General features: G+C 67.7%; 13 protein-coding genes and 1 pseudogene. 10 read left to right on the top strand and 4 right to left on the bottom strand.

All coding sequences use genetic code 11. The annotated features are described in order from the left end of the window. Nucleotides 1–2: 2 nt before the first annotated feature. The 10 genes and pseudogenes from ACYVN4_RS20085 to ACYVN4_RS20040 all read left to right on the top strand — a co-directional run bounded on the left by ACYVN4_RS20085 (nucleotide 3) and on the right by ACYVN4_RS20040 (nucleotide 7,913). A complete protein-coding gene (locus ACYVN4_RS20085; protein WP_460723313.1) occupies nucleotides 3–1,031 on the top strand; it encodes an MlaD family protein in 1,029 nt (342 codons plus the stop codon). Next, nucleotides 1,028–2,038, top strand: coding sequence for an MCE family protein (locus tag ACYVN4_RS20080; protein WP_460723311.1), 1,011 nt, complete (start codon nucleotides 1,028–1,030; stop codon nucleotides 2,036–2,038). Before ACYVN4_RS20085 ends, ACYVN4_RS20080 begins: the two co-directional genes overlap by 4 nt. Continuing rightward, nucleotides 2,038–3,051 (top strand): MlaD family protein, encoded by a 1,014-nt coding sequence (locus tag ACYVN4_RS20075; protein WP_460723309.1) that lies wholly within the window; start codon nucleotides 2,038–2,040, stop codon nucleotides 3,049–3,051. Before ACYVN4_RS20080 ends, ACYVN4_RS20075 begins: the two co-directional genes overlap by 1 nt. Beyond that, a complete protein-coding gene (locus tag ACYVN4_RS20070; RefSeq protein ID WP_460723307.1) occupies nucleotides 3,052–3,981 on the top strand; it encodes an MCE family protein in 930 nt (309 codons plus the stop codon). Then, nucleotides 3,978–4,985 (top strand): MlaD family protein, encoded by a 1,008-nt coding sequence (locus ACYVN4_RS20065; protein WP_460723305.1) that lies wholly within the window; start codon nucleotides 3,978–3,980, stop codon nucleotides 4,983–4,985. Before ACYVN4_RS20070 ends, ACYVN4_RS20065 begins: the two co-directional genes overlap by 4 nt. Further along, complete coding sequence (locus ACYVN4_RS20060) at nucleotides 4,986–5,936, top strand: MlaD family protein (RefSeq protein ID WP_460723303.1); 951 nt, start codon at nucleotides 4,986–4,988, stop codon at nucleotides 5,934–5,936. A 14-nt stretch (nucleotides 5,937–5,950) separates the two neighbouring features. Beyond that, nucleotides 5,951–6,676, top strand: a complete 726-nt coding sequence (locus ACYVN4_RS20055; protein WP_460723302.1) for a hypothetical protein — start codon at nucleotides 5,951–5,953, stop codon at nucleotides 6,674–6,676. Continuing rightward, nucleotides 6,616–6,861 (top strand): annotated as a pseudogene (locus tag ACYVN4_RS20050) (helix-turn-helix domain-containing protein); the annotation flags it as partial. The gene ACYVN4_RS20055 and the pseudogene ACYVN4_RS20050, both read left to right, overlap by 61 nt. Nucleotides 6,862–6,909: 48 nt before the next feature. Further along, on the top strand, nucleotides 6,910–7,344 hold the full coding sequence (locus ACYVN4_RS20045) for a hypothetical protein (protein WP_460723300.1): 435 nt from the start codon (nucleotides 6,910–6,912) through the stop codon (nucleotides 7,342–7,344). Nucleotides 7,345–7,367: 23 nt separating this feature from the next. Continuing rightward, nucleotides 7,368–7,913: a TetR/AcrR family transcriptional regulator gene (locus ACYVN4_RS20040; RefSeq protein WP_460723298.1), complete on the top strand. Its 546-nt coding sequence runs from the start codon at nucleotides 7,368–7,370 to the stop codon at nucleotides 7,911–7,913. 3 nt (nucleotides 7,914–7,916) lie between these two features. Here the strand turns inward: ACYVN4_RS20040 and ACYVN4_RS20035 are convergent, their stop codons facing one another. The 4 genes from ACYVN4_RS20035 to menD are packed head-to-tail and all read right to left on the bottom strand — an operon-like array spanning nucleotide 7,917 to nucleotide 13,048. Continuing rightward, nucleotides 7,917–9,095 (bottom strand): thiolase family protein, encoded by a 1,179-nt coding sequence (locus ACYVN4_RS20035; protein WP_460723296.1) that lies wholly within the window; start codon nucleotides 9,093–9,095, stop codon nucleotides 7,917–7,919. After that, nucleotides 9,092–10,192 carry an isochorismate synthase gene (locus ACYVN4_RS20030; RefSeq protein WP_460723294.1) on the bottom strand — a complete coding sequence of 367 codons (1,101 nt, stop codon included), beginning with the start codon at nucleotides 10,190–10,192 and terminating at the stop codon, nucleotides 9,092–9,094. Before ACYVN4_RS20030 ends, ACYVN4_RS20035 begins: the two co-directional genes overlap by 4 nt. Beyond that, nucleotides 10,185–11,354 carry an AMP-binding protein gene (locus tag ACYVN4_RS20025; protein WP_460723292.1) on the bottom strand — a complete coding sequence of 390 codons (1,170 nt, stop codon included), beginning with the start codon at nucleotides 11,352–11,354 and terminating at the stop codon, nucleotides 10,185–10,187. Before ACYVN4_RS20025 ends, ACYVN4_RS20030 begins: the two co-directional genes overlap by 8 nt. Then, entirely contained in the window at nucleotides 11,354–13,048 is a 1,695-nt protein-coding gene (gene menD, locus ACYVN4_RS20020) for a 2-succinyl-5-enolpyruvyl-6-hydroxy-3-cyclohexene-1-carboxylic-acid synthase (RefSeq protein WP_460723290.1), read from the bottom strand. Before menD ends, ACYVN4_RS20025 begins: the two co-directional genes overlap by 1 nt. Between the last annotated feature and the right edge of the window lie 7 nt (nucleotides 13,049–13,055).

The raw sequence follows: 13,055 nt of genomic DNA, 5'->3' as shown, positions 1-13,055 counted from the left end.
TCATGGCCATTTTCAAGGATCATTCCGGGCGTAGCGCCGGGCCGTGGATGCTGCGGGTGCGTGGACTGGTACTGGCCGTCGTGCTGGTCGTCGTGGCGATCGTGGTGAGTTCCTATGCGCGTGGGAGTTTCGCGGACCGCTTCGAGGTCACCGTGGACGCGTCGACGCTGGGTGAGGGGCTCGCGCCGGGCGCGGAGGTGAAGTTCCGCGGCTACGCCATCGGCACCGTCCAGAAGGTGCAGACCATCGGCTATGGGCATCAGCGCATTTCGCTGCAGATCGAGCGGCGGCAGGCCGACGCGCTCACCGACGACATCACCGCGCGCTTCACCTCGTCCAACGTCTTCGGTTCCAGCGCCATCGAATTGGTGCCGGGCACCGGTGGTCGCAAGCTGAAGGAACACGCCATCCTGCAGATCGGCGAGAACGCCACCAACGCGACCGTGGCCGGTGTCTTCCGCCGGGCCGCGCGCCTGACCCAGGTGCTGGATTCGGCGTCGGTGCATCGGCTCTTCGATCTGCTGCTGGACAACACCGCCAGCCTGGGCCCGGTGCTGCAGTCGTTCTTCGAGACCGCCAAGACCCTGGCCGACGGCCAGCAGAACACGCTCTCGCACTACCTGCGCATCGGCGGGGACCTGACCGGCGCGTTCCGGGACCTGACCCCCTCGGCCGGGCACGCCATCCTGGCGGTGCTCGAGCAGAGCGCCTACTTCGGTGATGCGGACAACCGGGCGCGCACCAACAAGGCCACGACCGGCGTGGATCAGGCGGTGCTGATCGGGATCTCGAATCTGTTGCAGCAGAACAACCCCGACCTGGAGAAGATTCTCGACGGCGTGCTGGATCTGGCGGTGCCGCTGAGCGTCTCGATCGGTTCGGTGGCCCCGGCCTACAACCGGATCCCGAATCTGCTGGCCGCCATGAACGACGCGATGCCGGTGGTGGACGGCCACGTGCAGCTGCAACTCGAGCTGATCGCCAAAACCATGCCGTACCTGGCGGATTCGCTGGCGGGAGGGACGAAATGAGCGATATCACCAAGTCCGCCGTCAAACTCACCGTGTTCTTGCTGATCGTGGCGGCGTGCACGACGTTCATCGTGACCGCGCTGCGCACCCCGATCCCCGGCGACAAGGTCACCTACGACGCCGTGTTCACCGATGTCTCCGGGCTTTTCACCGGTGACTCGGTGCGCATGTCCGGGGTCGCGGTCGGCAAGGTCGAGGCGGTGAACCTGGACGGCGGCACCAAGGCGCGCGTGCACTTCACCGTCGACAAGACCCGACCGGTCTACGACAACACCAAGGCCGCGGTGCGCTATCAGAACCTCATCGGGCAGCGCTACGTGGAATTGCTCACCGACGGTCCGGGCGGCGCGAAACTGGCTGCGGGAGCGACCATTCCGGTGGAGCGCACCATCCCCAGCTTCGACGTGTCCAAGCTGTTCAACGGTTTCAAGCCGATGTTCGACACCTTGGATCCCGCCGAGCTCAACCAGCTGGGCACCAATCTGCTGCGCGTCATCCAGGGCGACGGTTCCGGCATCGGCCCGGTGCTCGCCGATGTCGACACGCTCACCCGGCATGCCAAGAACAGCGAGGCGGTGATCGTGCTGCTGATCCGCAATCTGGGCGTAGTCGCCGACGCCATCGGCGGCAAATCCCAAGCCGTCGGCGATCTGGTGCAACAGCTCGCGGGCATCCTGCACCAGTTCACCTCCAAGACCGACACCATGCTCAACGCGGTCGACACCGCCAATTCGGTGCTGGGCCCGCTGATCCCGCTGCTCGAACAGACCCGCGACGCCTACGACCAGGGCTACGGCCCGATCGACGGGCTGTTGCGGCGCATCGTGCCGCAGACCGATCAGCTCACCCAGATCCTGGCCCTCACACCGCAATTGGTGACCGGCCTCAACCAGTCGACCCCCGGCCAGGGCTACAAGCCGCGGATCGCCTGCTCCAACGGTGAGGCGACGCTGCCCGCGGTGGTCGGCGCCGTCCTGTCCAGCCAGAACCTGGTGGTGTGCAACTGATGCGAGGTTTGATCACCTATGTCGGCGAGCTGATTCGCGACATCGTCGCCGGGCGCGGCGACCAGAACACCCAATTGCGTTGGGGCATGGCCGGTGTCGTGGTGTGCGTCATCGCGTTGGCGGTGGCCGGGGCGCTGTATGTCATCCCGTTCGGGCAGCGCACCTACACCGCCGATTTCAAGATCTCGGGCGGGGCTCGCTCGGGTGACGAGGTGCGGGTGGCGGGCATCAATGTCGGCAAGATCCGCAGCGTGGACCTGGTCGGCGATCACGTGGAGGTCGCCTTCACCGTGAATCAGGATGTGCGGGTAGGGGATCGGTCGGCGGTCGAGGTCAAGATGCTGACCCCGATCGGCGGCCACTACCTGGCGCTGGCCCCGGCCGGTGACAAGAACCTGGGCGCGGGCCACATTCCCCCCGACCGCACCGCCACGCCGTTCGAGCTGAGCGACATTCTCGACAAGGGCACCCCGATCTTCGGCCAGGTGGACGCCTCCACCATGCGCGACACCATCGGGCAGCTGAACACGGCCCTGCAGGGCCAGCCGGACGCGCTGCGCAGCGTGATCGGCAATGCCAACGACCTGACCGGCATGCTCGCGCAGCGCACCGATCAGCTCAATACCGCGCTCAACGTCTCCGACGAATACATCGCCGCCATTGCGGGTGACAAGACCGTGCTGGCGGATTTCGTCAAGCAGCTCGGCGGGGTCGCCGATCGGCTGGGCAACCGCCGCAACGACATTGTGGGCCTGTTCAACCTGGTCAAGCGGCTGCTGGTGGTGCTGGACCGGCCGATCATGGCCTACGGCGACAGCATCGAACCGTCGGTCACCCAGGCCGAGCAGCTGTTCTCCAAGCTCGTCGACGACCCGAACAAGATCGACACCGTGATCAACGGCCTGCGCGATGTGATCACCAAGCTCAACGGCCTGCTGGGCAACCAGGTGAAGGTCGATGCACCGGCCGCCGGCGTCCAGTTGTGCATTCCCTACGAAGGCAAGGCGTGCTGAATGAGATGGGGTAGAACAGCACTCGCCGCCGGGGTCGCCGTCGCGGTGGTGGCCGCCGGTGCGGTGGGGGTGGCGTGGGCGAACACCGCCCGCGATCCGAAGCAGAGCCTGTGCGCCGAATTCACCGACACCGTAGGGCTTTACGAGGGCAACAGTGTGACCATGCTCGGTGTCGAGATCGGCACCGTATCGAAGATCGAGGCACTCGGTGACCGTATGCGGGTCACCATGCACGTCAAGGATTCGGTGAAACTCCCGGCCGATATCCAGGCCGTCACCATGTCGAGTTCCATTGTGACCGATCGGCATGTGGAGCTCACCAAGCCGTACACCGGCGGGGCGCGCTACGACACGTCGAAATGCATTCCGCTCGACCACACCAAGACGCCGATCGGCATCAGCGAGGCCCTCGACGCCATGGGCAAACTGGCGGGGGATCTGACCGGCGGCACGGGTCCGGGCGGTAAGCCGGACACGCTGCTCGACGACACACTGACCGCCGCCAACAATGCGATCGACGGTACCGGTCAGCAGTGGAATCAATTGCTACAGCGGCTTTCTGCCGCCATCGGCGATCCCACCCAGAAGGACGCCGTGTTCCGGCGGCTGGTCGACAATCTGGATCAGCTCACCACCATGTTCGTGACCAACTGGCCCGATATGGCGCAGGTGCTCGACAATCTGCGCAACGGCTTGAAGTTGATCGGGGACTTCTCGGCCGAGTTCGCCGGTGCGGTGGATATCGCGGTGGAATTCCTGCCGGTGATCGCCCGCAATGTCGGCAAGTACGACAGTCAGATCTACGGACTGCTGGATTCGGTACTGCCGCAGGCGCACACGCTGATCCAGCAGCATCAGGGCGATATCGATTCGCTGCTGGCGGCGCTGCCGCCGCTGGCCGCCCAGCTACCGCAGGTGGGTGCGAAATGAGACGTACGGTAATCCGACTGCTACCGATTATCACGGCGGCGACGCTGGTGCTGACCGGGTGCGGCGTGAAGGCGACCGACATTCCGATCCCGGGCACCTACCCCAGCGGTGACACCTACACGGTGCGTATCGAATTCGGTTCGGTGCTCAACCTGCCCGACCGCGCCAAGGTGATCGCCGACGGCGTCGAGATCGGCATGCTCGACCACATCGACCTGATCGGCACCACCGCGGTGGCCACGGTGAAACTGCACACCGACGCCAAACTGCCCAAGACCACCACGGCGGAATTGCGGCAGGACACCATCCTCGGCGATATCCACATCGCCCTCGAGGCCCCGAAGAACTCCGATGCCGCGTTCCTGGGCAACGGTGATGTGATCCCGGCGTCGCAGACCATTCCCGCCACGAATGTGGAGGACATTCTGCGGGCGCTGTCCAACATCATCACCGGCGGGCGCTGGACCGATATCCAGAAGATGGTCGTGGACGTGAACGCGGCGTTCCCGTCGGATCCGGCCGAGCTGGACCGGATCAACAATGCCGGACGCGCGGCCCTGCGCGACATGGCCGCGCACACCGACGATTTGAACCGTATCCTCACCTCGGCGCAGGCGATCACCGCCAAGCTGGGGGCCGGGCGCGGTTCGCTGGACCGGATCCTCACCGTCGGCCCGGATCGGGCCGCGGGCCTATCGGATGTGCTGCTGGCGGTGGTCAATCTGATCATCAGCGGCGGTGCGCTGGCCGGCAACGCGGGCAACCTGCTGCTGCCGCACGTCGGCGACTTCCGTTCCATCGTCGCGATTCTCGCGCCCACCGCGGTGACCGCCGGGTATGCCGACCTCACCCTGGGCTCGGATCTCGACGCCCTGCACGCCCTGCTGCGGGACAAGATCATTCCCTTCCTGCAGTCGCCGGATGTGAAGGTGCAGAAGATCTCCGCCGATGTGCAGGCCGACCAGTTGATCACCACCCTGCGCTCGATCGGAATGGTGCCCTAGATGAAACTCTCACTCTCCGGGCCGGTTTCGCTGGTGCTGCTGCTGATCCTGACGCTGGTCTGCGGCAGCTACATGGCGGTCGGGGTGCTCAACCTGGACCCGCGCCGCCAGAACAACACCGTGACCGTGCTGCTGGACAGCTCCGGCGGTCTGATGAAGACCTCCCAGGTGACCTTGCGCGGGTTGCCAATCGGCAAGGTGCGCGATATCGGCGCGACCGGGCGCGGGTTGTCGGTGACGCTGGAATACGACGCCAAGTACAAGATCCCGGTCGACAGCGTGGTGCAGATCGGCAACCTGTCGGCGGCCGGTGAGCAGTTCGTGGACTTCCGGCCCAGCGGCACCGCGGGCCCGTACCTGCGCGACGGCAGCATCGTCCCCAACCGGCTGGTCAAGATCGCCACCACCGTCGGTGACGCGCTGGCCAAGCTGGATGCGCTGACCGCGCAACTGGATCCGGCCAAGCTGCAGAATCTGGCGTCCACGGTGGCGGCCGGATTCGAGGGCCGCGACGGCGACGTGGCGAAGTTGACCACCACCCTGATCGATACCGCGAACCTGTTGCGCGACAAGCACGATGCCATCGCACGGCTGTACTCGAACGTGCAGAACCTGGGCGACAAGTTCGACGGGCGCGCGCCGACCCTCAGCGCCTCCGCGGGCGACATCGACTCCGCGCTGCCGGAGCTGCTGCACATCATCGGGGCGTTCCAGAACTACTCGTATGTGGGCCAGCAGATCTTCGACGACCCGATCGGACCGCTGGTCGACAAGATCAACGACTACCTGAAGCTGATCGGGCCGGATCTGAGCCATATCGCCACGGTGCTGAAGCCCGCCACCACCGCCATCAAGCCGCTGCGGGTCGACGCCGGATCGATCGTGGACCTGCTGGCCACGGTGTTCCCCGGCGACGGCGCCGCCCATGTGGCCATCGAAACTCCTCGCTAGAGAGAAGGCATTTCATGAGTGAGACCGTCATGAGTGAGACCGACACCATCGAGCAGGTCACCGAAGCGATCCCGCAGCCGCCGGTGCCGGCCGAGCCGGCGGCCTACGTCGATGCCGAGCCGATCGCGGCCCCGAAATCCGACGCCGAGCCAGTTGCCGTCCCGAAGTTCGACGCCGGGCCGATAGTGGTCCCGAAGCCGTTGCCCGCCAAGAGCTTCGGCGAGCGTGCCTTCCCGTTCGCCGCCGCTGCCGCCGCGCTGTTCGCGATCGTGGCCGTGGTGTTCGGGGTGTTCTGGCACAACTCGTCCGGCGACTACGACGCCCTGAAATCCAGTCAGTCCGACCGGGATCGGGCCGCCGAGATCGCCAAGGAGTACACCCTGCGCTCGCTGACCTACGACTACCGCAACCTGCCGGCCTTCTTCGACGGCGTGCAGCGCGGCACCTCGGATGCCTTGCGCGGCCGCTACACCCAGGTCCACGACACCCTCGCCAAGATCATGACCGATGCCCAGGTGGTGGCGACCGGTGACGTGGTCGGCACCTCGGTGGAGGCCAAGGGCAACGACCAGTACACGGTCACCGTCTACGCCACCCAGAAGACCCAGAACGTGCAGCAGCAGGATCCGGCGACGGTGCCCAACCTGCTGGTGCTGACGGTGGCCAAGGACGGCGGCGACTGGGTGGTCACCGATTACGGTCCCAAGGATGTCGGCGCGAAGAGCGGGGCCGCGAAATAAGCTCGGGACGGATCGGGCGTCCGCGCCAGGCCGAGCTGCCGTCGCGGCGGCGGCAGCAGATCATCGAAGCGGCCTTCGAGGTTTTCACCGCCAACGGCTACGAGGCCACCGCCATCTCCCAGGTCGCCGCCCGCGCGGGCATCGGCCAGGGCACCGTCTACCGGTATTTCGGCAGTAAGCGCGAAATCCTGGACCACGTCATCGATCTCGGTGTCGGCAAGGTCACCGACGCCATGGAGTTGCACCGGGTGTTCGGGGCCTCGGGCGACGTCGGTGAGCTGGTGGCGGCGGTGCGTGGGGCGGTGGAGCGGCTCTACGTGCTGCTGGAGCGGGAGCCGCGGGTGTTGCGGCTGCTGGTGGTGGAGGCGGGGGCCATCGATCCCGAACTCTCGCATCGTCTCTTCGGACTGGAGGCGATGACGGCATTGTTGATCACGGGGGAACTGACACGTGGCATGGAGGAAGGTTGGATCCGTCCCGATATCGACCCGGAGGTGCTGGGGCACATCATCCTCACCCTGGTCGGTCCGTGGATCATGCGGGAGCTGCTGGGCGCGGGCACTCCGGCCATCCGCGCGCGCAGCATGACCGTGGCGTTCGATCTGGTGGAGAAGACGCTGCGGCCGCTGGCGGCCGGACCCGCACCGAGCGCCGCCGCGACGAATTGATCGCGGCGGCCTACGAATTGGTGATGACCCGCGGCTTCCGCGGTATCGGCGTGGACGATATCGCCACCGCAGCCGGGGTCAGCCACGGCACCTTCTACAACTACTTCACCAACAAACGCGACATCCTCGACGCCGTCATCGACCACTCCTTCACCCTGCTGCGTGACCGGGTGCTGGGCCCGGAGGGCGACGATCCGCCCGCCTCCCTCGAAGCCTTCTGCGCCCGCTACGGCCGCGTCATCGACCGCTGCTACGACCTGGTCGCCACCGAGCCCGGCCTGGTGAACTTCTTCCTGCTGGAAGCCTCCGCCATCGACGATCGAGTGTTGCAGCGCTGCATGCACAATGCCCGCGACTACGGCGCGCAGTCGGTGCAACGCATCCGGCACGGCATCGCCGCGGGCTACCTCGCCCCCGACCTGGACCCGCATATCGCGGGCGAAGTGCTGCTCTCGGTGCTGGTCTCGGCCCTGCTGTCGGCCCTGCGTGCGGGCTCCGACGGACTCACCCAGGACCGCGTCCGCGAACAGTCCGTCGCGTTCCTACGCACCGCCCTCGCTCCGACCTGAATGTCAGAGTGTCTCCAGGATCATCGCATTGGCCTGGCCGCCGGATTCGCACATGGTCTGCAGGCCGTAGCGGGCTCCACGTTCCCGCATGGCGTGCAGCAGGGTGGCGGTGATGCGGACGCCGCTCGCGCCGAGGGGGTGACCCAGGGAAATCGCGCCGCCGTGCACATTGACCTTGCTCAGGTCGGCCCCGGTTTCCTTCGCCCAGGCCAGCACGACGCTGGAGTACGCCTCGTTGACCTCGAGCAGATCGATGTCGGAGAGTTGAAGTCCACTGTGCTTCAACACCTTCTCGGTCGCGGGGATGACCGCGGTCAGCATGAGGAACGGGTCGTCGCCGACAGCGATGTGGCTGCGGATGCGGGCCAGCGGCGTCAAGCCGAGCCGCCGGGCGTTCTCGCTGGTGGTCACCATGACCGCGGCGCTGCCGTCACCGAGCTGGCTGGCATTGCCCGCCGTGATGTGCCATCGGATCTCGGGGAAGCGGGCCGCGATCGCCTCGTTGCGGAAGGCGGCGGGAAGCGCGCCGAGACCCGTTGCGCTGGCGTCGAATCGGATGGCCTCGTCGAGGGCGAGCTGATTGATCGGCGGCGTCAGTTCGGCGTCGAACAGGCCGTTCTTGGTGGCCTCGGCGGCGCGGCGGTGACTCTCCAGCGCGTAATCGTCGAGCTGGGCTCGGCTGAATCCCCAACGCGCGGTGATGAGTTCGGCGCTGATGCCCTGCCAGGGCACGCCCTGCGGATACCGTTCCAGGAACGCCGAGCCGGTGAGGTTGTCGGCGTCGAGCAGGCTGGTGCCCATGGGAATCCGGCTCACCGATTCCACCCCGGCCGCGATCACCAGCTCACAGTCGCCCGCGATCACCGCGTGCGCGGCGAAGCGCAACGCCTGCTGACTCGCGCTGCACTGACGGTCGATGGTGCTGGCGGGCACCGACTCCGGTAGTCCGGCCGCCAACGCCGCGCGCCGGGTGACATTGGTGGCCTGCTCACCCACCTGGCTGACCACGCCGCCGATCACCTCGTCGACGAGCCCGGGTTCGATGCCCGCCTCGGCCACGACCGCGCGCAGACTGTGTGCCATCAGATCCACCGGGTGCACGCCGTCGAGCGCGCCGCCCGGCTTGCCGCGTCCGACCGGAGTGCGCACCGCCGCGACGATGACCGCGTCGCGCGGGCTCATCGGGGGATCCCCAGCACCCGGCGCATGGTGGCGAGTTTGGCGGAGGTCTCGGCGAACTCGGTGTCGATGCGGCTGCGCGAGACCACGCCGCCGCCTGCCCGTAGCGTCAGATGCCCACGGTGCGAATCGAGTTCGAGACCGCGCAGCGCCATATGGAATTCGCAGTCGCCCTCGGCGTCGAGCCAGCCGACCAGTCCGCCGTAGTACTCCCGCGCCGATTCGTAGCTCGCGATCATGCGCCGGGCCTCCTCCTGCGGGACGCCGCAGACGGCGGGGGAGGGATGCAGCGTCGCGACCAGGTCAGCGACCGGCGTTTCGTGATCGAGCAGCCGCGCGGTGATGGGGGTGCCCAGGTGCCACAGGCCAGGCGCGGTCACCAGCTCGGGCTCGTCCGGGTAGTCGAGGTCCGCGCAGAACGGGGCCAGACCCTTGACCATGAAGTCGACCAGATGCCGATGCTCGGCCAGGTACTTCTCGTCGAACATCAACGCCTTGGCGCGCGCCCGATCCTCGGATTCGGGCAGCCGGGTGTCGCGTGCGACGGTACCGGCCAAGGGCGTCATGGTGATCGTGTAGCCGGTCTTGCGCAGGAACAACTCCGGGCTCGCGCCCATCGTGTAGATGCCCGGATGCTCGAGATGTTCGACGAAGTAGCTGCGCGCGTTCGGGTACAGCGCCGCGATCCGCTCGAAGAGCCCGACCGGGTCCACCGCGCCGTCGTAGAAGTAGCGCTCCGAGCGCGCGATGACGATCTTCTCGAGCGCCGCGTCCGGTGACCGCAGCAGCGACAGGGCGTCGTCGATCAGCCGCAGATAGTTCGCGATCGAGGTGTCGTTGAAGTCGATGTCGGCGCGAAAACGGGCGGCCGCGTTGGCCTTCGCGTCGCCGCCGTGCCGGTCGGCGGTGCGCCAGCCCAGGTACAGCGAATGATTGGCACCGTCGTCGTCGAACGGGATGGACCCGGCGACGACATTGCCGTAGTTGCCCGCGCGAACCGCGGCCTCGGCTTCGGCGAGGCTGTGGTAGCAGATCAGCGGGCCCTCGAGGCCCACCGGGCCGTTGGCGCCGCTGAGGCGAAATCGCACGGGTTCACGCATGCGCATGCTCCGTTCCGGTTGTCAGCCGGGCGTGGACGGCGCGGCGATCGATTTTGGCGTTGGGCAGCAGCGGCAGTTCGCTGCCGAGAATGAAGCGCTTGGGGACCGCGGCGCGGCCCAGCCGCTGGCGCACGCGCTCGCGCAGCAGCTCCTGGTCCGGTAGCGGAACACCGTGCCGCGGAACGACATATGCGCCGACGAGTTCGCCCCATTCGGGGTCGGGGACACCCATGACCACAACGGACGCGATGCCGGGTTCCTCGGCGAGGGCCGCTTCGATCGCGACCGCGGAGACCTTGACCCCGCCGGTGTTGATCAGGTCGTCGATGCGGCCGGTCGGTACCAGTACGCCGTCGGTGAACCGTCCCCGGTCGGCGGTGCGGTACCAGCGGGCATCGCCTTCGGCGTAGAAGGGTTGGTCGGCAGGCGATTCCAGATAACCGTCGGCGACCACCTCACCACCGATGTGGATGATGTCGTCCACGATGCGCACCTCGACCCCGCGCAGTGGGACCCCGTCGTAGACGCAGCCGCCGCACGTCTCGGTCATCCCGTAGGTCACCACGGCGTCGGTCACCTCCCGCAGGCGGCGATCGGTCGCCTCGTCCAGGCGCGCCCCGCCGATCAGCACGGTGTCGAAAAGCGCCAGCGCGTCACGGGATTCGGGGTCGGCGAGCAGGCGCGAGACCTGGGTCGGCACCAGCGAGGTGTAGCGGCGGCCGGCGGGCATGCGCCGCGCGGCGGCGGCGAACCCGGCCGGATCGAAGTGGCCGCCGCGCAGCGTCGCGACCCGGGTGCCGCCGAGCACCGCCCGCGAGATCACCTGGAAGCCCGCCACGAATCCGGCGGGCAGGCACAGCAGCCAGTCGCCCGCGCCGCCGAGCCGCTCCGAGGTGGCCGTGGCCGAGGCGCGTAAGGCTCTGCGGGACAATACGGTTCGCTTCGGTACGCCGCTGGAACCGGAGGTCGACAGCACCGCGGCGGTCCCGGCCGGAACCTGCTCGGGCAGCCCGGCCGCCTGGCCGGGCTCGGTGATCGGGGCAATGGCGCGATCGCCGCGGTGGACCGCCTCGAGGGCGTCTTGCAGGGTCGCGACGGCGACGTCCGGCTCGTCCGGGACGAGCAGCGGCGTCAGCGGAATCGAAGTCATGGTGTTCGGCATCAGGAGTATTCGAGGTTTCCGGAGAGTTCTGGGGACTGCAATTCCAGTTCGAGGGCGGCGTCGGCGGTGTCGGTGGTCTCGAACGAGGTCGAGGCGAAGGCGGCGTCGACCGCCTGCCGAGCGGTGGCGTGCACATCGCGTAAAGACGTTCGCGCGACCGGGATTTCGAGCACGGACAGGCGTTGCGCGAAGCGCTCCTGCCGCAGCGCGATCCCGAGATCGCCGAGCTCGACGCGGCGGTGCGCGACACCGTAAGCACCACACAGCTGCGCGATGTCGACGCGCTGCGGGGTTCCGTAGATCCGTTCGAAGGTGTCGCCGTACGGCTCCTGCCGATAGCGGGCGTCGCCCTGCTCGAGCAGTTCGAAGATGCCGCCGCCGGAATCGTTGGACACCACCAGGATCAGATTGTCGGGCACCTGCTCGAGCCGGCCGCTCTGCAATCCCGAGGCGTCGTAGGCGAAGGTCAGATCGCCCAGCAGTGCGACCACCGTGCGATCGGGCGCGGAGAGCGCGGCGCCGATCGCGGCGCTCACATTCCCGTCGATCCCGGCGACGCCACGATTGGACAGCACCCGCACACCGGCGGGCACCACACCCGCCAGCGACACATCGCGGATCGGATTGGACGCACCCAGCCACAACACATCACCGGACTGCAGCCCGGCGAGTACCGCGCGGGCGACCCCGAGGCCGATGCGACGATCGGCGGTCTCGTTCATGACCCGGGTCCACTGCCCGCGCACGATGCCGTCGGCGAGCTCTAGTTCCTCGGTCCATGCCGGGACGGCTTCGCCGTGGAACTGCGGATTGCCGGACAGCACTTCGATATCGGGCGCGGCGTACACCCAGTCGCCGGGGCCACCGGCCAGTACGGCGCGCACGCCGTCGCGGGCCAGCAGCCGTCCGACATTGCGGTGCAGGGTCGGGCGGCCGTAAATCACGACCTGCTCGGGGTCGACGTAGTCGAGCACCCAGGGGTGCAGGCGCTTGCGGTCACCGAGGTCGACGGTCGGCTCGGCCATGACGGGCAGCCGCGGCGGCAGGGCGGCGGGATCGGTGCCGTCACCGGCGATGATCAGGGTCGGGCGGCGCAGGTCGATCGTCTCGGTGCCGCTCGTGCGTGAACGCGCCACATCGGGCATGCGGATCCACGGGGCATTGTCGGATCGCCCGGCGGGACAATCGATTTCGCCGCTCGGCGGCAGGCCGGACGACAGCGGGACGTCGAGCTGCACCGGGCCGGGACGCCCGAGCAGCCGCCCGGTCCCGATGCCCAGGGCGCGGCACACCTGCGAGCGGAGGATGCCGTTCGCCTCGGGCCCGAACGACTCGCCGGACCAGACCTGCTGCACGTGCCGGGTCTGCGAGGTGAGCAGCGCGGTCTGCTCGACGGTCTGCGATGCCCCGGTGCCGAGCACCTCGGGCGGCCGATTGGCGGTGACGAGCACCAGCGGCAGATCGGAGTAGTTCGCCTCGGTGACGGCGGGCAGCAGGTTGGAGACCGCGGTGCCGGAGGTTGTCACGACCGCCGCGGGCTGCCCGCTCGCCTTGGTGATACCCAGTGCCACGAAGGCCGCCGAACGCTCGTCGAGCCGGACCTGGAAATTGATTTCACCGGACCGCGCACGACGCGCGAGTTCGAATCCCAAGGGACCGTTGCGCGAACCCGGGCAATAGACAAACCATTTCACGCCATTG

The sequence above is a fragment of the Nocardia heshunensis genome (assembly GCF_054782115.1).
Note: the sequence above shows the minus strand (reverse complement) of the source record. Positions and strands in the feature narration are given on the sequence as shown.